At 68.5% G+C, this 22,329-nt stretch carries 27 protein-coding genes; 7 read left to right on the forward strand and 20 right to left on the reverse strand.

The genetic code is table 11. The features are described from left to right. Positions 1-3: 3 nt before the first annotated feature. From MKCMC460_RS17830 to cobC, 3 genes are read right to left on the reverse strand one after another with little or no spacing between them, the layout of a single operon-like run. Positions 4-735: a zinc ribbon domain-containing protein gene (locus tag MKCMC460_RS17830; protein ID WP_236982802.1), complete on the reverse strand. Its 732-nt coding sequence runs from the start codon at positions 733-735 to the stop codon at positions 4-6. Positions 736-757: 22 nt separating this feature from the next. Further along, positions 758-1,888 carry a Nif3-like dinuclear metal center hexameric protein gene (locus MKCMC460_RS17835; RefSeq protein WP_238304648.1) on the reverse strand — a complete coding sequence of 377 codons (1,131 nt, stop codon included), beginning with the start codon at positions 1,886-1,888 and terminating at the stop codon, positions 758-760. Beyond that, positions 1,885-2,943: an Rv2231c family pyridoxal phosphate-dependent protein CobC gene (gene cobC, locus MKCMC460_RS17840; protein WP_236982799.1), complete on the reverse strand. Its 1,059-nt coding sequence runs from the start codon at positions 2,941-2,943 to the stop codon at positions 1,885-1,887. Before cobC ends, MKCMC460_RS17835 begins: the two co-directional genes overlap by 4 nt. Positions 2,944-3,066: 123 nt before the next feature. Between cobC and MKCMC460_RS17845 the strand changes: the two genes are divergently transcribed. The 3 genes from MKCMC460_RS17845 to MKCMC460_RS17855 are packed head-to-tail and all read left to right on the forward strand — an operon-like array spanning position 3,067 to position 5,058. Further along, the gene (locus MKCMC460_RS17845; RefSeq protein ID WP_236984020.1) at positions 3,067-3,711 is read left to right on the forward strand and encodes an HAD-IA family hydrolase; all 645 of its coding nucleotides are present in this window, start codon (positions 3,067-3,069) and stop codon (positions 3,709-3,711) included. After that, positions 3,704-4,201, forward strand: coding sequence for a low molecular weight protein-tyrosine-phosphatase (locus MKCMC460_RS17850; RefSeq protein ID WP_236982798.1), 498 nt, complete (start codon positions 3,704-3,706; stop codon positions 4,199-4,201). Before MKCMC460_RS17845 ends, MKCMC460_RS17850 begins: the two co-directional genes overlap by 8 nt. After that, the gene (locus MKCMC460_RS17855; RefSeq protein ID WP_238304649.1) at positions 4,201-5,058 is read left to right on the forward strand and encodes an SURF1 family protein; all 858 of its coding nucleotides are present in this window, start codon (positions 4,201-4,203) and stop codon (positions 5,056-5,058) included. Before MKCMC460_RS17850 ends, MKCMC460_RS17855 begins: the two co-directional genes overlap by 1 nt. Here MKCMC460_RS17855 and MKCMC460_RS17860 read toward each other — a convergent pair. Beyond that, a complete protein-coding gene (locus tag MKCMC460_RS17860) occupies positions 5,055-5,975 on the reverse strand; it encodes a cobalamin biosynthesis protein (RefSeq protein ID WP_255731174.1) in 921 nt (306 codons plus the stop codon). The two genes, MKCMC460_RS17855 and MKCMC460_RS17860, sit on opposite strands and share 4 nt — an antisense overlap. 63 nt (positions 5,976-6,038) lie before the next feature. On the opposite strand from MKCMC460_RS17860, the gene MKCMC460_RS17865 reads away from it, so the two are divergent. Next, positions 6,039-6,872 carry an oxygenase MpaB family protein gene (locus MKCMC460_RS17865; RefSeq protein WP_236982797.1) on the forward strand — a complete coding sequence of 278 codons (834 nt, stop codon included), beginning with the start codon at positions 6,039-6,041 and terminating at the stop codon, positions 6,870-6,872. On the opposite strand, the gene MKCMC460_RS17870 is transcribed toward MKCMC460_RS17865, so the two are convergent. The 6 genes from MKCMC460_RS17870 to MKCMC460_RS17895 form a co-directional block, all read right to left on the reverse strand. After that, positions 6,869-7,798, reverse strand: coding sequence for a cation diffusion facilitator family transporter (locus MKCMC460_RS17870; RefSeq protein ID WP_238304651.1), 930 nt, complete (start codon positions 7,796-7,798; stop codon positions 6,869-6,871). The genes MKCMC460_RS17865 and MKCMC460_RS17870 overlap by 4 nt on opposite strands. A gap of 110 nt (positions 7,799-7,908) precedes the next feature. After that, positions 7,909-9,033 (reverse strand): epoxide hydrolase family protein, encoded by a 1,125-nt coding sequence (locus tag MKCMC460_RS17875; protein ID WP_238304653.1) that lies wholly within the window; start codon positions 9,031-9,033, stop codon positions 7,909-7,911. 10 nt (positions 9,034-9,043) lie between these two features. Continuing rightward, positions 9,044-9,787: a carboxylesterase gene (locus MKCMC460_RS17880; RefSeq protein ID WP_236982787.1), complete on the reverse strand. Its 744-nt coding sequence runs from the start codon at positions 9,785-9,787 to the stop codon at positions 9,044-9,046. Positions 9,788-9,830: 43 nt separating this feature from the next. After that, on the reverse strand, positions 9,831-10,019 hold the full coding sequence (locus MKCMC460_RS17885; RefSeq protein WP_236982786.1) for a hypothetical protein: 189 nt from the start codon (positions 10,017-10,019) through the stop codon (positions 9,831-9,833). Between the two features lie 121 nt (positions 10,020-10,140). Continuing rightward, positions 10,141-11,646, reverse strand: coding sequence for a GMC family oxidoreductase (locus MKCMC460_RS17890; protein ID WP_236982784.1), 1,506 nt, complete (start codon positions 11,644-11,646; stop codon positions 10,141-10,143). Between the two features lie 99 nt (positions 11,647-11,745). Then, positions 11,746-12,057 carry a DUF732 domain-containing protein gene (locus MKCMC460_RS17895; RefSeq protein WP_236982783.1) on the reverse strand — a complete coding sequence of 104 codons (312 nt, stop codon included), beginning with the start codon at positions 12,055-12,057 and terminating at the stop codon, positions 11,746-11,748. A gap of 281 nt (positions 12,058-12,338) precedes the next feature. Between MKCMC460_RS17895 and MKCMC460_RS17900 the strand changes: the two genes are divergently transcribed. The 3 genes from MKCMC460_RS17900 (at position 12,339) to MKCMC460_RS17910 (ending at position 14,518) form a co-directional block, all read left to right on the forward strand. Then, the gene (locus tag MKCMC460_RS17900; protein ID WP_236982782.1) at positions 12,339-12,926 is read left to right on the forward strand and encodes a TetR/AcrR family transcriptional regulator; all 588 of its coding nucleotides are present in this window, start codon (positions 12,339-12,341) and stop codon (positions 12,924-12,926) included. Next, positions 12,910-13,821: a glycine/sarcosine/betaine reductase selenoprotein B family protein gene (locus MKCMC460_RS17905; protein ID WP_238304655.1), complete on the forward strand. Its 912-nt coding sequence runs from the start codon at positions 12,910-12,912 to the stop codon at positions 13,819-13,821. The genes MKCMC460_RS17900 and MKCMC460_RS17905 overlap by 17 nt, the downstream gene beginning before the upstream one ends. 61 nt (positions 13,822-13,882) lie before the next feature. Continuing rightward, positions 13,883-14,518, forward strand: coding sequence for an OsmC family protein (locus MKCMC460_RS17910; RefSeq protein ID WP_236982780.1), 636 nt, complete (start codon positions 13,883-13,885; stop codon positions 14,516-14,518). Positions 14,519-14,531: 13 nt separating this feature from the next. Here MKCMC460_RS17910 and MKCMC460_RS17915 read toward each other — a convergent pair whose 3' ends face one another. The 10 genes from MKCMC460_RS17915 to MKCMC460_RS17960 form a co-directional block, all read right to left on the reverse strand. Next, positions 14,532-15,431 carry an SDR family NAD(P)-dependent oxidoreductase gene (locus MKCMC460_RS17915; protein ID WP_236982779.1) on the reverse strand — a complete coding sequence of 300 codons (900 nt, stop codon included), beginning with the start codon at positions 15,429-15,431 and terminating at the stop codon, positions 14,532-14,534. Between the two features lie 588 nt (positions 15,432-16,019). Then, complete coding sequence (locus MKCMC460_RS17920) at positions 16,020-16,553, reverse strand: M50 family metallopeptidase (protein WP_236982778.1); 534 nt, start codon at positions 16,551-16,553, stop codon at positions 16,020-16,022. Between the two features lie 21 nt (positions 16,554-16,574). Next, positions 16,575-16,874 (reverse strand): hypothetical protein, encoded by a 300-nt coding sequence (locus MKCMC460_RS17925; RefSeq protein WP_236982777.1) that lies wholly within the window; start codon positions 16,872-16,874, stop codon positions 16,575-16,577. Then, positions 16,871-17,665 (reverse strand): hypothetical protein, encoded by a 795-nt coding sequence (locus tag MKCMC460_RS17930; RefSeq protein WP_236982776.1) that lies wholly within the window; start codon positions 17,663-17,665, stop codon positions 16,871-16,873. The genes MKCMC460_RS17925 and MKCMC460_RS17930 overlap by 4 nt, the downstream gene beginning before the upstream one ends. After that, on the reverse strand, positions 17,662-18,327 hold the full coding sequence (locus tag MKCMC460_RS17935) for a hypothetical protein (protein ID WP_236982774.1): 666 nt from the start codon (positions 18,325-18,327) through the stop codon (positions 17,662-17,664). The genes MKCMC460_RS17930 and MKCMC460_RS17935 overlap by 4 nt, the downstream gene beginning before the upstream one ends. Beyond that, entirely contained in the window at positions 18,324-18,566 is a 243-nt protein-coding gene (locus MKCMC460_RS17940) for a hypothetical protein (protein WP_236982772.1), read from the reverse strand. The genes MKCMC460_RS17935 and MKCMC460_RS17940 overlap by 4 nt, the downstream gene beginning before the upstream one ends. A 113-nt stretch (positions 18,567-18,679) precedes the next feature. Then, positions 18,680-19,450, reverse strand: a complete 771-nt coding sequence (locus MKCMC460_RS17945; RefSeq protein ID WP_236982770.1) for a hypothetical protein — start codon at positions 19,448-19,450, stop codon at positions 18,680-18,682. A 60-nt stretch (positions 19,451-19,510) separates the two neighbouring features. Next, entirely contained in the window at positions 19,511-19,813 is a 303-nt protein-coding gene (locus tag MKCMC460_RS17950) for a hypothetical protein (RefSeq protein ID WP_236982768.1), read from the reverse strand. Positions 19,814-20,362: 549 nt separating this feature from the next. Then, a complete protein-coding gene (locus MKCMC460_RS17955) occupies positions 20,363-21,988 on the reverse strand; it encodes a YfjI family protein (protein ID WP_236982766.1) in 1,626 nt (541 codons plus the stop codon). A 100-nt stretch (positions 21,989-22,088) separates the two neighbouring features. Then, a complete protein-coding gene (locus MKCMC460_RS17960; protein ID WP_236982764.1) occupies positions 22,089-22,310 on the reverse strand; it encodes an AlpA family transcriptional regulator in 222 nt (73 codons plus the stop codon). Positions 22,311-22,329 lie beyond the last annotated feature (19 nt).

Consider the following 22,329-nt stretch of genomic DNA (forward strand, 5'->3'; position numbering starts at 1 on the left):
CGCTCAAAGCCCCTTGATCCGCAACAGGATCGCGCCGCACTCCGGGCACCGCAGCACCTCGTCTTCGGCGGCCGCGTTGATCCGGGCCAGTTCACCGCGGCCGATCTCGATCCGGCAGGCTCCGCACCGGTGACCCTGTAGCTGGCCGGCGCCCGGTCCTCCCCCGGCGCGCAGCCGTTCGTAGAGCGCCGCGAGGTCGGGGTTCAGCGATGCGGCCAGCGCGTCGCGGCGGGAGCTGTGCTCAGCGCGGGTCTGGTCGATCTCGGCCAGGGCGGCGTCGAGGTCCCGCTGCGCGTCGGCCAGCTCGACCTGCAGCTTTGCAATGCTGGTGTCTTCGACGGCTTGCTGCGCCTGCAGCTCCTCGCGGCGCTCCATGACTTCCAGCAGCGAATCCTCCAGGCTGGATTGGCGGCGCTGCAGGGTCTCCAGCTCGTGCTGCAGGTCGGACTGCTGTTTGGCGTCGGCGGCGCCGGCAGCCAGCAACGATCGGTCGCGGTCCTCGCGCTTGCGGACCGCGTCGATCTCGGACTCCAACCGTGATACCTCGGCGTCCATGTCCTCCACCGCGATCCGCACGGCCCCCAGCCGGTCGCTGGCGGCGCTGTGCTCACCCTGTACCCGCTCGAAGGCCTCCCGCTGCGGCAGGTGGGTGGCCCGATGCGCGATGCGGGACAGCTCGGCGTCCAGCGTCGCCAATTCCAGGAGCGAACGCTGCTGCGCCACTTCGGCTTTCATCAATGATCTCCAGGTCTCTCACTCAGCACTGGTGTCCCGTGCCCAGATTCCACGGATCGGTGCGCAGGGTGGATACCCGCACCGGCAGCGATCCACCGAACTGCGTTCTCAGCACGCCAGCCGCCTGAGCGCACCACGGGAATTCGCTGGCCCAATGTGCCACGTCGACCAGCGCCACCGCGGAGGCCCGGCGATGCTCGTCGGCGGGGTGGTGCCGCAGGTCGGAGGTGACGTAGGCCTGCACGTCGGCGGCGGCGACCGCGCCCAGGAACGAGTCGCCCGCTCCCCCGCACACCGCCACCCGCGCCACCGGCCGGTCCGGGTCGCCGGCGGCGCGCACCCCCCACGATGTGCGCGGCAACGCGGCATCGACGCGCGCGACGAAGTCGCGCAGCGGTTCGGGTTTGCGCAGCGTGCCGATGCGGCCCAGCCCGGTGCCGGCGGGCAGCGCCGCCATGGTGAAGACGTCGAAGGCGGGCTCCTCGTAGGGGTGGGCGCGGCGCATGGCGGCCAGCACCGCTTCCCGGGCACGGGCGGGCGCGACGACCTCGACGCGGTCCTCGGTCACCCGTTCGACGGTGCCGACGCTGCCGATCGCCGGGTTGGCCCCGTCCAGCGCCAGGAACTGGCCGATGCCGGTGACACTCCAACTGCAGTGCGAATAGTCGCCGATGTGGCCGGCGCCGGCGGCGAAGACGGCCTCGCGCACCGCGTCGGCGTTGGGCTGCGGCACGTAGATGACCCACTTGTCGAGCTCGGAGGCGGCCGGCGAGCGGTCCAGGACGGCTTCCACGGCGAGCCCGAGCGCATCGGCCAGCGCGTCGGACACCCCCGGTGCCGCCGAGTCGGCGTTGGTGTGCGCGGTAAACAGCGCGCGACCCGAGCGGATGAGCCGGTGGATCAGGGCGCCTTTGGGCGTGCTCGCCGCCACGGTGTCCACACCGCGCAGCAGCAGCGGGTGGTGCGCCAGCAGCAGGCTGCGGTCGGGCACCTCGTCGACGACGGCCGGTGTCGCGTCGACGGCGATGGTCACCGACTCGATCACGTCGTCGGGGTCGCCGCACACCAGGCCCACGGAGTCCCACGACTCGGCCAGCCGCGGCGGATAGGCCTCGTCCAGCACGCCGATGACCTCGGCCAGCCGCACGCTCATCGGCAACTCCCGCTGGGCACCGGCGTCCGCGTTTCGGCGATCGCGTCGACCAACCGCGGCCACTCGGGCCGTACCGCCGCGCGCAGGTATCCGCCGTCCAGGCCGACGAAAGTGTCGCAGCGTCGTACCGCAATACCCTTGTCGCGCAACTTGTTTCGCATCGATTCTACGGCACCGAACAGCACGAACGGGGCGCGCCCGTCGACCACCGTCACACCGGCGGCCCGCAGGCCTGCCACCATCGCCGCGCGCAGCTGCACCAGCCGCTCGGCGTCGGCGGCCGCCGCGGCGACGGCCCGCGGCGCGCAGCAGGCCTCGATGGCGGTCAGTTGCAGCGTGCCCACCGGCCAGTGCGGCCGGGCGGCGGTCAACCGGGCCAGCAGATCCGGCGCGCCCAGCGCGTAGCCCACCCGCAGGCCGGCCAGCGCCCACGTCTTGGTGAGGCTGCGCAACACCAGCACGTCGGGCAGCGCGTCGCCGGCCAGCGACTGCGGCTCGCCGGGCACCGCGTCGGCGAACGCCTCGTCGACAACCACGATCCGGCCCGGCCGGCGCAGCGCCAGCAGCTGCTCGCGGGTGTGCAGCACCGACGTCGGGTTGGTCGGGTTCCCCACCACCACCAGGTCGGCGTCCTCGGGCACCTGCGCCCCGTCCAGAGTGAACGGCGGGGGCAGCACTACCTGGCACACCGGAATTCCTGCCGCGCCGAGCGCGACCTCGGGCTCGGTGAACGCGGGCGCGATCAGCGCCGCCCGCCGGGGTCGCAGGTTGGCCAGCAACGCGAACCCCTCGGCCGCACCGGCCAGCACCAGCACCTCCTCGCGGGCCCGGCCGTGCCGCGCGGCGACGGCCTGCTGCGCGGCACGCACGTCACCACTGCTGGGATAGGAGGCCAGGTCGGGCAGCCGCGCCGCCAGCCGCTCGAGCAACCACGACGGCGGCTGCGCGTGCCGGACGTTGACGGCGAAATCGAGCATCCCGGGCACGACGTCTTGATCGCCGTGATAGCGCGCCAGCGCAAGGCGAGTCGACGTGTGCTGATCCGGACTTGCCATCACTGGAACATTAGTGCGCCCGTGCGTAGACCAGGCATCCGGCGCACCTCGAGCGGTACCACGGCGCAGGCGTGGGCCTGCATCGACGACAATGGGAGCGTGACGGGCTCTATCGCGGACGAGATGCCGCAGTTGGTGATCTTCGACCTCGACGGCACTCTGACGGATTCGGCGGTCGGCATCGTGGCCTGTTTCCGGCATGCGCTCACCCACGTCGGCGCCCCGATCCCCGACGGCGACCTGGTCGCCATGATCGTCGGCCCGCCGATGGACGAGACGTTTCGCGGCATGGAGCTCAACGGGCGGGCCGAGGAGGCGTTCGCCGCATTTCGGGCCGAGTACGGCAGCCGCGGTTGGGCGATGAACAGCCTGTTCGACGGCATCGCACCGCTGCTGGCCGATCTCCAGGCGGCCGGTGTGCGGCTGGCGGTGGCGACCTCCAAGCTGGAGCCGACCGCCCGCCGCATCCTGGCCCATTTCGGGTTGGACCAGCACTTCGAGGTCATCGCCGGCGCTTGCCCGGACGGCTCGCGCCGGTCCAAGACCGAGGTGCTCGGCCATGCGCTGGCCCAGCTGGAACCGCTGCCCGAGCGGGTGTTGATGGTCGGTGACCGCAGCCACGACGTGGACGGCGCGGCCGCGCACGGCATCGACACGGTGGTGGTCGGCTGGGGCTACGGGCGCGCCGACTTTCCCGACCCGGTCGACGGTGCCGGGGTGCGGCATGTCACGACGGTCGACGAGCTGCGGAGGGCGTTGGGTGTCTGAGCCGAAATCGTTGCACGTGACCTTCGTCTGCTCGGGAAACATCTGTCGCTCGCCGATGGCCGAGAAGATGTTCGCCCATCAGATCCGGGAACGCGGCCTGGGCGACGTGGTGCGGGTCACCAGCGCCGGCACCGGCAACTGGCACGCCGGGGAGGGAGCCGACCGCCGCGCCAAACGGGTGCTGCGCGACCACGGTTACCCCACCGAGCATCGCGCCGCCCAGCTCAACGACGACCACCTGGCCGCGGATCTGGTGGTGGCGCTGGGGCGCAACCATGCCCGGATGCTGCGCGAGCTCGGGGTCGACGACAGCCGGCTGCGGATGCTGCGTTCGTTCGATCCCCGATCTGGTGCCTTCGTCCCCGACGTGGAGGATCCCTACTACGGCGATCATTCCGACTTCGTGGAGACGTTCGTGGTCATCGAGGCGGCGCTGCCCGGTCTGCACGACTGGGTCGACGAGCAGCTCGCGCGGAACGGTTCGGGTTGATGGCGCGCAGGACCCCGAGTCTGGCATTTCTGTTGCGGCCCGGATGGATCGCGCTGTGGCTGGTGTGCATCGCGTTCACCTACTTGTGCTTCACCGTGCTCGCCCCGTGGCAGCTGGGCAAGAACACCAGGACGTCGCGGGAGAATCAGCAGATCACCGACTCCTTGAACACCGCCCCGGTGTCACTGAAAACCCTTTTGCCACAGCAAAATTCGTCGGCACCGGATGCCCAGTGGCGCCGGGTGACGGCCACCGGACACTACCTTCCCAACGTGCAAGTGTTGGCCCGGCTGCGGGTGGTGGAGGGCGACCAGGCCTTCGAGGTGCTGGCACCGTTCGCCGTGGACGACGGGCCGATCGTGCTCGTCGACCGCGGATACGTCCGGCCCGAACCCGGTTCGCACGTTCCGCAGATCCCCCCGCCGCCGAGCCAGACCGTCACCATCACCGCGCGGCTGCGCGACTCGGAGCCGACCGTGGCGGGCAAGGACCCGTTCACCCGTGACGGTTATCAGCAGGTGTATTCGGTCAGCACCGAACAGGTTTCGGCGTTGACCAAGGTGCCGCTGGCGGGTTCGTATCTGCAGCTGGTGGAGGACCAGCCCGGTGGCCTGGGGGTGATCGGGCTGCCGCATCTGGATGCCGGGCCGTTCCTGTCCTACGGGATCCAGTGGATTCTGTTCGGCGTGGTGGCGCCCAGCGCGCTGGGGTATTTCGTCTACGCCGAATTGCGGGCGCGGCGCCAGGAGAAGCAACAACGATCGGCTACCGCACCTGGTGACCAGGGGCGCGCGTCGGCGCCGGCGGCGAAGACTGTCGAGGACAAGTTGGCCGACCGGTACGGTCGCCGGCGTTAGGGCCGCAGCGCCCCCGCCAGCACTAATACGGCGGCAGCCTGTACGGCCCGCGACAGCGTCACGGCGCGACGCAGGTCGTCGACGGTGGGCTGCCGTCCGTCACCCAGGGTCGGCCGGATCTGCAGCTCGTGCCGGTATTGGGTCGGGCCGCCCAGGCTGAGGCCCAGGGCACCGGCGAATGCCGCCTCGACGACACCGGCGTTGGGACTCGGATGCCGGACGGCGTCGCGGCGCCAGGCCCTGATCGCGCCCAGCGGCGAACCGCCGACCAGCGGCGCGCACCCGACCACTAGCACCGCCGCGAACCGCGCCGCCACGAAGTTCACCAGATCGTCCAATCGTGCTGCGGCCCAACCGAATCGCAGGTAGCGCGGCGAGCGGTAGCCGACCATCGCGTCCAGGGTGTTCACCGCCCGATAGGCCAGTACCGCGGGCGCACCGCCGACCGCCGCCCACAGCAGTGGCGCCACCTGGGCATCCGAGGTGTTCTCGGCCACCGACTCCAGCGTCGCGCGGTTCAGCCCGATCTCGTCCAGCACCGCCGGATCCCGCCCGCACACCGACGGCAGCAGCCGTCGGGCGGCCTCGACATCGCCGGCATCCAGTAGATCGGCCATCCGAGACCCGGTGCGCGCCAGCGTCGTTCCGCCCAGGGCCACCCAGGTGGCGATCGCGATGGCCAACACCCGGCCGACCGCGCGCTGCAGCACCGCACCCAGCACGCCCGCCGCGCCGACCAGCAGACTCACGTGCAGCGCGCCGGCCATCCGGGCGTCGCGGTAGGTGAACCGTTCCAGTGCCGCGGCAGCCGTACCGAACAGCGCCACCGGGTGGCCGCGTCGTGGATCGGCGAACACCAGATCGGCGAGGTAGCCCGCCGCAAGACCGGCCATCCGGGACTGCCGTACCGACAACACTTCGGCAGCGTCTCATATCGGAGGCGTATTCACTGACCGGCCCATCCGTGATCTACTCGGTTGATGGGGAAAGGATCCGCAAGGAGGCGGCCCGCGACCAGGGTCGCCGACCTGTTGAACCCGGCAGCGATGCTGATGCCGGCGGCCAATGTCATCATGCAACTGTCCCTGCCGGGCGTCGGGTATGGCGTGCTGGAGAGTCCTGTGGACAGCGGCAACGTCTACAAGCACCCGTTCAAGCGGGCCCGCACCACGGGCACGTACCTGGCGGTGGCGACCGTCGGGACCGAGTCCGACCGCAAACTCATCCGCGGTGCCGTCGACACGGCGCACCGCCAGGTGCGGTCCACCGCGTCAAGCCCGGTGTCCTACAACGCTTTCGACCCGAAATTGCAGCTGTGGGTGGCGGCCTGCCTGTACCGCTACTTCGTCGAACAACACGAATACCTGCACGGCCCGCTCGACGACGCCAGCGCCGACGCCGTCTACCAGGACGCCAAGAAGCTGGGCACCACACTGCAGGTGCCCGACCGCATGTGGCCACCGGACCGGATCGCCTTCGACGAGTACTGGAAGCGGTCCCTGGACGAGCTGCACATCGATCCGCCGGTGCGCGAGCATCTGCGCGGGGTGGCCTCGATGGCGTTCCTGCCGTGGCCGGTGCACGCGTCGGCCGGGCGCTTCAATCTGTTTGCGACGGCGGGGTTCTTGGCCCCGGAGTTCCGGGCCATGATGAACTTCGACTGGTCGGAGACCCAGCAGCGCCGGTTCGAGCTGCTCTTGACGGCGCTGCGGCTGGCCGACCGGCTGATCCCGAACGGCTTCTGGGTATTTCTGTATCAGATCTACTTGTGGGACATGAGGTTTCGCGCTCGGCGCGGCTGGCGAATCGTCTAGGCCGGCTGCACCCCGCGCGCGGCCCAGCTGAAGCTGCGCATCTCGGGCAGCCGGGGGGCGAGTTCGTCGGCGACCCGCCGGCCGATGCGGTCGGCATCGACGACGGTGAGGTTGGGGTCGACCCAGCCTTCGACTTCGACCCGCAGGGTACGACCGGTCCACCGGGCCCGCGCGTGCGCGTGGCGCACGCCCTCGGTTTCCGCGGCGACCTGTTCGGCGGTGGTGATGACCTGCGGGTCCACCCCGTCGAGTAGCCGGTGGCCGATCTCCGAACTGACCTCCCAGCCGACGTGGCAGATGAACCCGGTGACCGCGATGCCGGCCACACCGTCGGCCCAGCCCCAGCCCGCGGCCACCCCACACAGCCCCACCAGGGCGCCCGCCGAGGACAGCGCGTCCAGCCAGGAGTGCCGGGCATCGGCGATCAGCGTCGCCGACTGGATGCGGCGGCCGACCACCAATTTGTAGCGGGCCACCCACTGGTTTCCGGCGATGGCCACCAATGCCGCGGCGATGCCCCATCCGACATTGCGAGTTTCGCCGTGCCGCAACAGCTTTTCCACGCTCTGCATTCCGGCCACTGTGGCGCTGGCCCAGATAACCAGCGCGACACCTATGCCCGCGAGGTCCTCGGCGCGTTCGAATCCGTACGGGTGACGTTCGGAGGGCAGTCGTCGCGACGCCCGGAATCCGACGAACACCACCACGCTGGTCAATACGTCGGACAGGTTGTGCAGCGCGTCTCCCAGCAGAGCCACCGAGCCGGAGATCGCAGCGATCGCCAGCTCGATGAGGCCTGTCACGGCCAAGCCGACTGCACTGAGCGCAACGGCACGGTTGGCGCCGCGGCGCTCCGCCACGTCGTCGACGGCGTTGTCCAGGGGAAAGCTGGTGGCGGGATCCCGGGTCCCGGTGATCTGATGCATGGGCTAAGCGTGCCACGCTCCACGGCCCCCAACTACCTGGCACCGACCGTGAAATCCACGATGCCGACGCGGCGTGTCGCGTCGTGCCGTTCACGCTCGACGCAGCGTTCTCAGCGCACGGTGGCGAAGAACTTGCGCACGTCCTCGACGAACAGCTCGGGCTGCTCGAGGGCGGCGAAGTGCCCGCCGCGCGGCATCGTGGTCCAGTGCGTGATGTGGTAGTTCGGCTCGCACCAGGACCGCGGCGCGGGCAGCACCTCTTTCGGGAAAGACGCAACGCCGGTGGGCAATTCGACGCGGCTGGTGTCGCCCCACACTTTGAAGCTCTCCCAGTACAGCCGCGCCGAGGACGCCGCGGTCTCGGTCACCCAGTACACCATCACGTTGTCCAGCAACTCGTCTCGCGTCAAAACGTTCTCCGGGTGGCCGTCGCAGTCCATCCATGCCCAGAACTTCTCCACGATCCAGGCCAGCTGCCCCACCGGAGAATCGACCAGGCCGTAGCCGAGCGTCTGCGGTCGCGTCGACTGCTGCTTGGAGTAGCCGGTGCCGCTTTTGCGATGCTCAGCCAACGCGGCCAGCGCCGCCTGGTCCTCCGGGGTGGGGCTGGCCAGCGTCTCGCGGGTCGGCATGCCCAGCGGCATGTTCAGGTGGATCGCCGCGCAATTGCCACCGTTGCGTCCGATCTGGGTGGTGACGGCCGCACCCCAGTCGCCACCCTGCGCGCCGTAGCGGTCATAGCCCAGTCGGCCCATCAGCTCTTCCCACACCAGCGCGATCTTCGGCACGCCCCACCCGGTGCGGCCGGGCTTTCCGGAAAATCCGTAACCGGGTAGCGACGGGCACACCACGTGAAAGGCGTCCTCGGCGCGGCCGCCGTGGGCGGTGGGGTTGGTCAGCGGTTCGATGACTTTGTGGAACTCCACGATCGAGCCGGGCCAGCCGTGGGTGATCACCAGTGGGAAGGCGTCCTGGTGCGGGGATCGCTGATGGATGAAGTGGATGTCCAGGCCGTCGAATTGGTCGACGAAGTGGTCGAACCGGTTCAGCGCGGATTCCCTTGTGCGCCAGTCGTAGTCGTTGGCCCAGTAGGCGGCGAGGTCGCGGGTGTAGCGCAGCGGGATGCCCTGACTCCAGTCGTCCACGCATTCGGCTTCCGGCCAGCGGGTGCGGGCCAGTCGGGATTGCAGATCGTCGAGAACGGTGTCGGGGACGTCGATGCGGAACGGTTTCACCCGTCCGACCCTACTTCTGGGCGGCCAGCCAGTCGTCAATACGGGCCATGGTGACCGGCAGCGCCGCGCCGTCGAAGACGAGGTGATCGGCGCGGGGAATCTCCACGAAGGTCCCCTTTGCATACCGACCCGCGGTGATCGGAGCGATCTGTGGCGGCACGACTCGGTCGCATTCGCCTCGGATCAGCAGGACCGGTGTGGTGACTGCGGCGAAGTCGACCGTGGTGGCCTTGCCCCGGTCCAGGAACGGGAAGACCATCTCGCAGTAGGCTCGCCCCGACTCGTAGACGAATTCGCCGTACATCTCGCGGGCGCCCGCCTCGGTCTGCGCATTGGCGACCCACCGCCGAAACCGTTGCCATGTCGGAGGATTCAGCGGCTTTGCCCAGGGCCTGGGGTGCAGAAAGTGTCTGCCGAAGAGGCCGCCGAAGCTGCGCACGGTCGGCGGAGTGGCAGCGACGATACCGGCGGCCGGTGAGGGGCAGGCGGCGACGACGCCGGCATGACGCGTCCGTGCGGCCACCAATTGCGCCAGCAAGCCGTCCAGCGACAATCCCACCAGGAGTGGAGGCGAGTCCAGCGAGTCGACCAGCGCGGCGAGATCGTCGGTGTAGTCGCGCATGCTCAGCGACGCGATCTTCGTCGCGCCCTCTTGCGGAGGCAGTTCATGATGGCGCAGCGTCGGCGTGTGCACGGTGTAACCGCGCTCCTCGAAGGCACCCGCGCCGGACCCCACATGTCGCCGCGGCCCCACGTCCCGTGGATCAGGACGACATGCTCGATGTCGGGCATCCGCGCTACTTCTGAGCGTCCTTGATCAGAGTGCTGATCTGCTCGAGCAGTTGGCGCATGTCGGCGCGCATCGCGTCCACCGCCGCATACAGGTCGGCTTTGGTCGCCGGTTGCTGGTCCGACGACAGCGGCCGCACCGGCGGCCCCGACGTCTGACGTGCGCTGCTGCTGAAAGAGCCAGGTAGGTCGCTCACGCCAACGAGCGTGCCATACCCGCTCGGACTCGTCCACGAGACCGGCTCGCCGAGCGCGGGACTATGGCTGAAAAGCGCTGCCGATCAGTGCGTAGGCCACACGCTCGGCGCCACTCGCGGCTCAGCCGAGCAGGAAGTCCGCGCAGCGTTCGCCGATCATGATCGACGGCGCGTTGGTGTTGGCCCGCGGGATCCTGGGCAGTGCCGAGGCGTCGGCGACCCGCAATCCCGCCACGCCCCGCACCCGCAACTGTTCGTCCAGCGCGCTGTCGGACGCACTGCCCATCGCGACGCTGCACGCCGGATGTGCCGTGGTGATCGCCGTCTGCCTGACCGACTCCTCGATATCCATGCCGGGCCCCGGTAGCCGCTCGGCGCCGACGGCGGACGCGATGGGCTCGGTGCCGATGATCTCCCGGGACCGCTGCACCGCCCGGGTCAGCGCGTCGACGTCCTCGCGCTCGGAGAGCAGATTCAGCCGGATCACCGGTGGCGCCAAAGGATCGGACGAGCGGATCGAGACGCTGCCGCGGCTCTTGGGTGTCCAGTACGAATGCAGCATCGTGACGGTGGGAACCAGCTTCTTGGACTGCGGATCGGCCAGGGCATCGGCGGGGCTGAACACCAATTGGAAGTCGCAGGCCGGCAGGTCGGGCTGGGAGCGGATATGCGCCACCGCTTCGCATCCGTTGCTGGTGAGCTTGCCGCGCCGATGTAACAGCCACTGCAGCAACCACTTTGGATTCGCGGCGTCGGCCAGCCCGACATGGCCGGGGGCCAGCGACCAGATTGCGAACGCATTGGGGTGATCGGTCAGGCCCTGTCCGACGTTCGGGCTGTCGGCAACGGGTGCGACTCCGAGGCTGCGCAGCCGGTCGGCGGGCCCGATGCCGGAGAGCTGCAGCAGTTGCGGTGTGCCGAACGCTCCGGCGCTCAGCACCACCTCGCGCGCGGCGAACGCCTGCTGGGCGCGACCGCGGCGGCGGTATTCGACGCCGACCGCGCGGCCGCCCCGGATGAGCACGCGGCCGACGTCGGCCCGGGTGACGACGGTCAGGTTACGCTGGTTGCGCAGGTAGGCGCGCGCGGTGGTCCAGCGCTGGCCCCGGTAGATGGTGACCGGGGTGATCGCCGCGCCGTCGAGTCCGGGGCCGCTGACGTCGTCGACGGCGGCGACGCCGGCGGCGCGTGCCGCCTCGACGAAGCGCATCGACAGCTCGTCGGGCTCGGCCACCCGGGTGACCCGCATGGGTCCGTCCTCGATGCGCTTGAACACCGGTTCCACGTCGTTCCAGGTCCAGCCGGACAACCCCCAGCCGTCGTAGTCGAGGTTGCTGCCCTTGACCCACACCATCGCGTTCATCGCGCTGGTGCCGCCGAGCACCCGGCCACGCGGCTGCGGGATCGGCCGGCCTGCACAACCTGCTTCCGGTTCGCTCTCGTAGGCCCAGTCCAGTGAAGTCCCGAGCTGACGCGGAAAGGCCAGCGGCGCACGGACTGTCAGCCGCCGATCCGAACCGCCGGCTTCGATCAGCAGCACCTTGGCCGACGACTCATCGGCCAGTCGGCCGGCAACCGCGCATCCGGCTGAGCCGGCCCCGATCACGATGAAGTCGTAAGTAGTCATCGCCGTCCCTCACCTCGTGGTCAGGCCGCGAGCCTAACCCCACCGCGAAATCCCCCGCGGCAAATCGCAGCCCGTCGCGCCCGCGCGGAAAAGCGTCAGTCAGGTGCAGAGGCTGGGTGCGTCGCAGACGTTGCCCGGGCAGTAGATGGAATGGGCGGCGTTGACCATGGTTCCGACGTCCAACAACGTCACGCCGCGGGCATTCATGTGCGCATGGATGTCATCGGCAATCTGTTGAGGCTCCCAGCCCCAGGTGAGGTCGTAGCAGATCAGGTGCGCCTCCCCGATCAGTGCCTCGTCCGCGTTGGGTGGCCAGGTGAGGCCGGCGGCGCGCAGTTGGGCCAGATAGGCGTCGTCGGCGGGCGTGGCGCCTGCGGTCCCGGCGCTGCCCAGCAGAGCAGTTCCGGCCAACAGGGGGATGCCGCCAAGGAGAATCAGCCGGCGGAGTAAGGACGTCGGGGTCCCTTTCCCGGCAGTCGTACGAGCCCGAGTCGCACGGTTCTTACGCGTCATGATGCGCCTTTCTGCTGGCACCAGTGCGTTTGTGCAGACTAATTGAGCGGACCGGGCCGCGAAAGGTCCCGTCCGCGCGCCAAGGCCCAGATCGTGTCGAAGCAGCTGCCCGGCCGCGAGGAGTTCCGCAGCGAAACCCATTCATTGACTAAACGTTCAATCAAATATAGGCTGCTGGCATGACCACACGACAGGAGCAGGCCCAGCGACGTCGCGAGCAGCTCATCGAGGCGGCGTTGAATGTGTTTGCCCGCAAGGGCGTTGACGGGACGTCGATCAAAGACATCGCCCAGGCCGCGGGTGTGGCGCCGGGGCTGCTCTACCACTATTTCGACAGCAAAGAAGTCTTGGTGGCGGCCGTGCTCGAGGAGCGCGGTTTCCTTCCGCAGTTACGCGAGTTGCTCATCGAGCACGCCGATCAACCGGCGACTACGGTGTTGCCGCCCCTGATTCGGGCATTCGACGAAACCCTTTCCGCCAACGCCGATTTGGTGTCGGTGTTCTTCTCGGCCAGCCATGCCGATGCGGCATTGCGCGACTTCGTCGCAACCGGGAAGGACGTGTTGGCGTCCTACCTGACTTCTCGAGCCAAGGCCGGCGAACTCCGGCCGGAGCTGATAGGGGCAGCTGCGGACGCACTTTTCGCGGCGGTCGCGATCGGCCACAAAACGGGTCATCGAGTCAACGCCGACGAGCTTGTCGAACTCGTCCTGCGCGGACTGGCCACCCAATCACCTTCGGAGGTTCACCATGTCGTATCTGTATAGCGATCACCAGCGTGCCCTTGCACCCCTGCTCTATCGCGACGCCGGTGCAGGGTCCGATGCACCGCGCCGGTCAGCCGAACTGCCCCACTTCGATGCACCGACAATGGTGCCGGTGCACAAACCCGTGCCGGAACTGACCGTGGGGCTGCTGGTCAGTCTCGGCGCACACGCGCCGGGACAGGAACCACTGCAGCGCACCAATGACCTGTCCTACCGCCTCATCCCCCGCACCGTGCCCAATGACCAGATCGTGTTCGATCACGCCACCCCGGCACGCTTCTGGGCCGACGAGGACCTCAACGTGGCCTTTCCGCGCGACCGCATGGCCGAACTCGAGGCCGAGGGCACCATTGGTGCGCTGGCGCCGGATGCGGTCAGCATTCTGGGCTCGATCACCAAATGGAAGCAGCTGGCCACCGAAACCGCGCCGCGCATCCACGACGAATTCCGCCGCCAGAACGTCGATCTCGTTCTCGTCGTACCGTTCTGCCCGCAATGCCACCAGGCCACCGCAGTGCTGGCACGGGCGTTGGAGGCCGGTGGACTGCCCACCCTGATGCTGTCCACCCTGCGTGACATCTCCGAGGCCTACCGACCGCCGCGCACTGCGCTGGTCGACTACCCCATCGGTTCACCGTGCGGACGCGTCGGAGACCCCGAACACCAGCGGGCCACGCTGCGCGCCGCCCTGAGCTGTCCACTGGACACCACCACACCCCAGCTCCACACCGTCGATCTGCCCTATCAGGCCGACGGCGGCCGGGACTGGATCGAAACCGTCCAGGCGGCGTATCGCGCCAACATCGCCGACGTCAGGCAGAACATTCGCCTGCACAGTGACTCCGAATCCCTTGCCGGACAGGAAAAGGAGTTCACCATCAGATGCAACTGCTAGCCCGGCCGCGGACGCCAGGGCCGCTGTCTGACGAATTCCACCGATTAGAAGGGAACGAACAATGACCGCCGACGTCGCACCACCACTGGTGAGCAGGCTCGAAGAGCCCGAGGTGAACCTGCCCAGGCTCGCCGGTGCCCCAAATCACTTGGGAAACAACAAAAAGCCGGTCTTCCACTTCCCGGTCAAAGTCTCGTTGAAAACCGACGAGGGATTGCGCAAGCATGCAGACGTCAAACCGGGGGTCAAAGGCTATGGCGCCTACCAACTGTGGGCCGACGAAGGCACCGGCCTTCCGCCTGGCGCCGACAGCGCACCGGCACCGCTGGTGTATTTCGCCGCCGGAGCGGCGTTCTGCCTGGCCAGTCATCTGACGACACTGGCCAACGACCGCGACCTCGACGTGCGCAACATCGAAGTCGAAAGCGAACTGTCCTTCGGCTACGTCAAGGGCGACACAGGTCAGCGCGGAGTCTGCCTCGGTCTGCGCTACCTGGTCGATATCGACTCCGACGAGCCGCAGGAACGGCTGCGTCAACTCATCCAGGAAGCCAAGGGGATGTGCCTGGCCGAGGCCGCGCTCGCAGAGCCCGTCACGATCCAGACGCTGCTCGCCGTCAAGGGTGATGTGGTGGATCCCGACGTGGCGGCCGAAGGCGGCGACATGAAACACGCCTTCCCCACCGCGTCAAGCTAGCGGGCATCGCCGCTCAACCCAACGGGAAAACAACTCCCGTCAGCTCTTCGGATATCGCCCACAACCGACGTTGGGCCGCGACGTCGTGTGACGTCGCGCTCGAGGCCACCACCTTGGGATAGCCGCGCTGTTCGGCGAAGCCACCGGGGCCGTAGTACTGCCCGCCCAGCACGCTTGGATCGGTCGCCGCGCGCAACGTCGGCAGGGCACCCATCTCGGCGCTCTGGAAGAGCGGCCCCATGAAGCGCACCAGGGGCGGCGAGTTGCGCACAATCTCGGTTTTGGAACCTCCGGGATGGGCGGCAACGGCGATGGTGTTCGTGCCCTGCAGGCGTCGCTGTAACTCGTAGGTGAACATCAGATTGGCGAGCTTGGACTGGCCGTATGCGTCAAGGGGTTTGTAGTCACGTTCCCACTGCAGGTCGTTGAAGCGGATGCCGCTGCGGGGGAAGCGATGACCCGGGCTGCTGACGGTGACGATCCGCGAGCCTGGGGCCCTGAGCACCCGCTCTACCAGCAAGCCGGTCAACGCGAAGTGGCCCAAATGATTGGTGCCGAACTGCAATTCGAAGCCGTCCTTGGTCGTCGACTTCGTTCGCGTCATCACGCCTGCATTGTTGATCAGCAAGTCGATGGAGTCGTGCTTGGACTTCAACTCGTCGGCCGCTGTGCGGATGGAGTCCAACGAGGCCAGGTCAAGCACTTGGATAGCCACGATCGCACCGGGGTGAGCCCTGGCGATCAGGTCTGCGGCAGCCCTTCCTTTTTCGAGATTGCGGACGGCTAGCACGACATGTGCGCCCTTCGCCGCGAGCGCCGCGGCCGTCTGGTAGCCCACTCCGGTGTTGGCGCCGGTGACGACGGCGGTGCGACCTGTCTGGTCGGGTATGTCGGCGGCCGTCCACTTGCTCATGGGGTACTCCTATGACCTTTCAAACGAGGCGGACGCTCCGTTCATCTGGCCCCCGATCGGCGCGGGGTGCCTGAGAAACCGGCCCCGGCGATCTGAGCGCAACCGGCAGTGTGGTGATGGCGGGTTCCTCGGAAGCGAACCGACTGCTGACCATGGTCTCGTCGGCGGGCACCTCACACCAATGGCAACACTGCTCAATATCGGCCCGTGGATGATGCACTATGCACCTCTGTCTGCCACGTGGCGACGTGTGCGCGCTCTACGCTCCACGTATCCGACGACGCGCTGGATTCGGCGAGTAGACACCTGCCGGGTCGGTCACGGGCGACCGATGCTGAAGCCTGACCTCAAAACCGGTATCTGATCGGCTTTGGATGGTGGGCGCGGACGGTATCGAACCGCCGACCGCTGGTGTGTAAATCCGATCCCGGTTGTCTACGGCGTATCGCGCAGTATCGACCAGTCTCGGAAACCCGCAGCCCGGCAGCCGGTTACGGGCCGCTTCTGTCTACCGCGTGCGGTGCCGTGGCTGCGAGTCTTGGCACACTTGCGGCACAACGGGGGGTCGCTCCCGAACGGGTGTTCGCATCAGGCGGCGCGAATGGGCGGCACCTCGCGGCAGCGAGACCGGATGGCGGCGAGCTGCACGGAGGTCATGCCGCCGCCGTCAGTGATGCCCAGCGCGGCGAGCACGTCGGCCTGGTACACCTCGCCGGTTCGGTGAAGCTGCGTCGCGGTCCGCGCCACCGCCGGCCAACACCAGGTCAACAGCGGCACGACATCGGCACCGGTATGCATGCCGCCGCTGGCGGTCAGCACTCGGCTGTCCTTGTGGCCGGTGGTGTCCAACACGGCATAGAACTCCCGCTGCGTAGGTCGCCGGCCGGCAAGCCAACGCGCCTGCGCCCACGGCCCCGCATGAGCTATCAGCGCATCGGTCCCGTGCGGGCGGTCGCTGAATGTGGTCAGCCCTTCGGTGCCAGTGACCTTGCTCGACACGACGACGGCGTTGCGCAGCTCCGCACCTAGCACCACGCCAGCGACGGCATGGCCGGCCTCGTGGATGCACGTTTCTAGATGCGCGCGTTGGCCGGCGGTGATGTCGGCCAGGGTCAAAGGCATTGTGCTGGTCGTCCTTTCGATTCAGTGACCGACGCCGGGACGGGGTGCGGTACATAACGCGGGACCACCACCGTCCCGGCGTCGATCTTCCGAGTGAGCCGGGGTGTCGTGGCCAAACACTCGGCGCAGCGTTTGGGCGCGGTCCGCGCGGTCGCGTTCGGCACCTCGGGCCGCACCAGCGTCGAGGTAGGCGGTCAGGCACGCTGAGCAGGTGTAACCGTGCACGCTGCCCTTCCACAGCCAGCACGGCCCGCCGCAGGACTGGCAGCGGGGTCCGGCGTAGGAATCGGGCCGGTCGGGCGCAAGGGTTGCGGTGCTCACGGCGTCACCGTCGCCGCGCCGATCACGGCCTCGTATCCGACCAGCACGGTGCGCTCAGCGATGGCGGCGAAGATGTTGTGTCTCTCGTCAATGGCCGTGCGCAGCACCGTTTCGTCCCGCCATCCGAACGGCTGCGAGGTCGCTACCAGGGTGTCTTCCAACCCCTCGACGTAGCCGCCGCCGAAGACGAACGTGTGCCCGAGCGGGCTGACCAGTCGGGTGCCTGACTTGCCGATGAGATGGGACGCCGCCGCCACCGCCGCCCACTGCGCCCCGACGTGGACGTATCCGGTGGTGTTGGTGCGGGCGAACTCGGCTTCCAGGTAGCCCACGGCCACCGTGAAGCTGTCGACCTGCTCGGGTGTGCCGGCGTCAGTCAACAGCCGGTTGGAAAACTCGCGCTCCACGGAGACCTGTTCCCGCAACCGGAAAATCTGCGCTGCCCGCTGCTGGACCTCGGTACGCGACGGCGCGGTCAGGTCGCACTCGTCATATGCCCAGATGGTCACAGGTGCGAACGGGTCCAACCCCTCGGGTCGGGTGCCTTCCTTGCGCTCGGCGTTGTTCATCGGCGGCGCACCGCACCAGTCGGTTTCCCACACACCCGAGGCGTCGTCGCCGCCGTAGTTGCCCGCCGGCCGGATTTCGACGCCGGCCAGGTGCCGCGACGGTCCAGTGACCTCGGTCCAGGTGGTCGCGGCGTACAGCCCTTGTGGTGAGGGGTTGACCGGCGGCACCGCGAACGGCACCGGTAACAAACTGCCGTAGGTCTGCACAGGTGGGGCGGTCATAGCACTCCTAGTTCGTGAAGTTCGGCGCGGGCACGGTCGGCGGGCGACGGGGTGCGATTGCCGGCACGGTTTGCCTGGTACACCCGCTCGCGGTCGAGCCGCCGGCTCAGCGCACCCGCTGCGGCGTCTACCTCGACCAGCGCGGTGAGCAGCCGGTCGCTGACGGTCGGCGTTGCTGCACCGCCCAACAGCCGCGCCAGAGCGGCGCTGTACGGCTCGGCCAGCACGACCAGGGTCGCCGGCCAGGTGCCCTCGACCAGCGCGAGGCTGTCGACCTCGGGCGCGGCGGGCCGCTCGGCGAGGTCCACCACGGCACGAATCGACCGGCCGCGCTCGTCGGTCCCGAGGTGCCGTGTCCGGCGCTCGGCATCGGCCTGCGCGATCAACCCGACCACGACATGCACGGCCTGGTGCACCGCGTCGGCCAGCTCGGTGACCGCGCGCAGATAGGCAGCCGGATTGGTTGCGGCGGCGACACGTTCGGCCAGCGGGTCGCAGATGGCGGCGACCTCGGCCGTGAGCGACCAGTCGCCCGGCCACGCATAGATCGGCAGCAGCTTGCGACGCCGGTCCCGGCCCTGTTCTTGGGTCGGGGTCGGACGCTGCTGCGGCAGCTGAGCGGCGAGGAAAGCCGGGGTGCCGTATTTCGCGCCGGGGATCATCCGGCCACCGCCTCGCGCAGCCGAGCCGTCAGCGCGTCGAGGTGGTCGGGTGCGATCTGGCCGGCCTCGGCGTCGATCACTCGACGGCAACGCCAGAAGCTGAGCGCCTGCCGGCAAGCGACCACCTCGGGGTCATCGTTGCCACGGCCACGGCTCAGGTACGCGGCCAGGCGAGCCGACCACTGGCTTGGGGTGAGCGCAGCCGGATCAATCAGCGGATGCGGGACAACGGCGGTCATGGACCTATCAGAGCACAGCACCGTGCAGCCGGGCTGCCACGCTGTGACGGTCGGCGTGTCGCGAAAACTGCTGCGGCACAACGTCTTACCCGTAAGAGTCGGGTAACTCGCGCCTACGGACGCCACCCCGAGGTCGGGTTATAGCCGTCGCCGCCGATGTTGCGTCGCATCCATGCCGGCGGTGCGGCCGGCTGCTGAGACTGGACCGGCTGCGGGGCGGGCAGCGGCTCAGGTTCCGGCTCGGGCACCGGAGCTATTGCGGGTGGTGCGGCAGGATCGGCCGGCGCGGGCATTGGATCACCGATGTTGGACCAACCGGCCAAGTCATCGGGAGGCAATTCGCCGCTGTGAGCCGCGCTGCGCGCGTCGAGCTGCGCGCCGGGATAATCGCCATCGGCCACGGCCGTTTCGCTGTCCACGTCTGCCACGGCCTGCGCCCGCAGCCCGGCGACGAACTCGCCCAGCTCTCCCTGCGCCTGCAAGCGCTCGATGAGTTGTGCAGCTTCGTTCGCGTAGTCGACCTCGCTGACCGGCGGGCCGAGTGCGACCTTGGTCGGTGCGTCGAGGCCGAACAGTTTCGCGAGGCTGTCGAGCGCACGCAGCACGATCTTGGCGGCGTCGGCGTCACCGGACACCATGCCCGACCAGAAGCTCGACAGCACCGTCTCAAGCCTCGCGCTATGCACCGCGCGCAGTTCGTCGATGGATTCAGCCTCGCGACGCGCGAGCGAACGCGACACCGCGTGCCGTGCTCCGCTCTCGTCGGCGTAACCGAGCTGCGCGGCGATATGGGCGAACGGGTGCCCTTGGACCCGCAGCTCCACCGCCGCGCGTGCACGCTCGCGCTCGGCGGCGTCGGGCCGGTTCTGGGTCGGATCGCTCATCGTTTCGTTCCTCTCGGTATTCGGGTGGTCGGACAGGCCAGAGCGGACAGCTCGGCCGGTTCATAGCGCCAGGGGGGCGCGGGCACGGTGGGCCTCGGCCAAACGCACGTCGTCGGCGTCGCCCAACGCGACGTAGTTGCGGCCTCGGACCTTGCACGTCCAGACGCGGCCGGCGTGCCACAGCGCGATCAGGCGTTCGTTCGCACGATCCAGTGAGCCGGGTAGACGCTGCCGGATCGCAGCCCAGCTGTGCAGTTCCTCGCCGCTGCTCGCCTGCGCTTCGGTGAGTGCGGCCAGGATCGCGGCGTCTATCTGGTCATCGGTCGGTTGGGTCGATTGGGTGTTGCTGTTGTTGACGGTCATCTCGGTTTCCTCGGTTGCAGTTAGCTCGGCGTCGGTCGCCGGGCAGTCGATGAATTGGGTCGATGGACGCCGCCTCTCCCGAGGTCAACCAAAGGCGGCGTCGGCGGTCATCAGGTCAAGGCTCGCCGCCTCTCGCGGCCAATGCGGCACCGTGCGGCACCGTGCGGCGTCGACCTAACGTGTCCTGACCAGCGGCAACACCCGCGCTCTGACCCGCTGCTCGCCCAGATGCCGCATGATGCCGCATAGGTGCCGCACGCAATGCCGCATTGGTTGGACGCCGCCCCACCTGCGGAAACGATGAAATGCCGCATATGCCGCACGATTTCGTACGATCTGCCGCCGCCTCGCAGCTCAACGACGCACAAACACGCTGGTCAGACAGACAGATAGGTCGGTTTCGCAGTAGTAACGATCCGCTCTTTGCGGTGATTCGCGCCAAATCGTGCGGCATATGCGGCACGGTGGCGTTTTCCCAGCTCAGAATGCCTAGCGTTGATGCGGCATTGCGTGCGGCATCCATGCGGCACCGTGCGGCATTTGGCGGCGTCACAGCAGCCCCGAACCGTGAGGCGGCGCGGCGAGCGGATGCAGATAAACCACCTTCACGCGGTCAATGACCCTGACGCGAATGATGTTGAAATCGTCGAGCACGTCTAGCAGTGGATCGCGAGTGCTTTTGCGACGCAACACAATCGGGCCGTTCTTGCTTAGCTCCCGCAGCCGTATCGGATACATCGGCATCACCTGGTGTCGCTCGCGGAGGTAGTCGAGCGCGGCGGCGAGGTCAGACAGCTTCACGCCGCTGGTGTCGGCGACGCCGAATGCGGCGCGTGTGTGGGCGGCGAAGAATTCCCCGATGCGCCACGCGGCGGCGACCGTTTCGGCGGAGACCAGCTTGTCGGCACCGCCGGCACCGTGCTCGGCCATATGCCGCAGCAGCGCCGCGCGGATCACGCGGCCTACGTGCTTGCCGCCCCACGCTTCCATGTCGCCGCTCAGATCGCCGCCGCCGGTCAGCCGCCGTTCCACGCGGCGCTGTATGTCGGCGATTTCCTCTCGCGCAGCCGGGCTGAATTTGACCGCGACCGGCCCGCCCGCGCGTTCGTGCAGCCGCCTCGCCAGGTCGGTCAGCGCGGCGGTGTATGCGGTGCTGACATGCTCGGGCGTCGGCACAGCGGCGTCAGGGTCGCGGTGGCCGGCCATTGAGCGCGGTTGCGCGATGGACAGGCGCGAGAGCAGCCCGAAGCCGTCGAACCGCTGATCGGCGCGCACCTCGGCCAGCACGGCGGGTTGCACCGCCAAACAGACGGTCAGAGCCGGCCGGTCAATCACCTCGCCGGTTCGGCCGGCACGATCCACGATGATCTGATCGCCGACGTAACCCTTGAGCCAGGTGTCCAGATTCGCCATCCCGCGCGAGTACCGGCCCGCGAGCGTGCCCAAAACACCGCCCTCGGCCGACACCACGGCCAAGCGACCGCTGTTCGCCGCCAGGCGCGCGGTCAGCGCCTCGGGTGTCGCGTCGTCGGCGAGCAGGCGCGGCAGCTCGGGCACCACGATTTCGGCAGCCGCAGCGGCCAGCCTGACCGCGCGTTCCACGGGGTCGAGGCTGGCTCCCGCATAGCCGCTGTCATCGCTGCTGCTCCGCTTGGTCGCGTCGAGCTTGGACGCTTCACGCTCGGCGTTGTCGGCGCGCTGCTTGGCGATACGTTGGCGTGCCAGCGCCTCGGCCCGGCGCGGCGCGATCACCTCGGCCATTTGCCGCTCAGCGGCCCGCAGCGGCTCGACCGCGCGAGACAGTACCGGACTCTTGCGCTCGCTCGGCCCGGCGACGATGAGCAGGTGAAACACGGCGACCTCGTGCCAGTCGTGGTGCACCTCGGCCTCGACGCAGCCGCCGCACGCCGCCGACAACGCACCGAGCACCATCGGGCCAACCATCGCGGTATCGACCTGTAGCGCAGCGGCGGTCGCCGCGATCATCGCGGCATAGGGTTCCGGCAGCGCGTCGGCGGGAAACGGCGGCAGGCTCCCAGCGCGCAGCGGCACCGGGTCGGCGTCGAACAGGGCCGCGATGTCGCGTTGGCGCTGCTCGTAGTCGTCGGCATCGCGCTTGCCAAACGGACCCTTCCCCGCGCCGTCAGCGGCGTTATCCTGGTGGCGTTGGCTCACTCGGCCTCATTTCGGTAAGTCGCCCCGCTCGGGTATCGGTGCCCGGCGGGGCGCTCGTTTCTTCGCAGCGTGAATTGCGCTGCGGTGCAATTGCTTTCGGTTACGCCTCGCCGCCGAGCATCTTTAGCAACGCCAGCGCCGGGACGCGCACCCGGCGCTCACCGAGCTTGATCGTTGGCAACCGCCCCTCGCGCGCCATCTGGTAGCCGTACGCGCGGCTGCATCCGAGGTACCGCACTGCCTGTTCGACGCTCAGTGTCGGTGGCCCGCTGCGCAATTCGTCCAGCGTTGGAACAGATTTGGTGGTTGTTGGTGTCTGCATTACTTCAATCTAAGACTTG

Origin of the sequence: Mycobacterium sp. 20KCMC460, from assembly GCF_022179425.1 — a bacterium.
GTDB classification, from domain to species: domain Bacteria; phylum Actinomycetota; class Actinomycetes; order Mycobacteriales; family Mycobacteriaceae; genus Mycobacterium; species Mycobacterium kiyosense.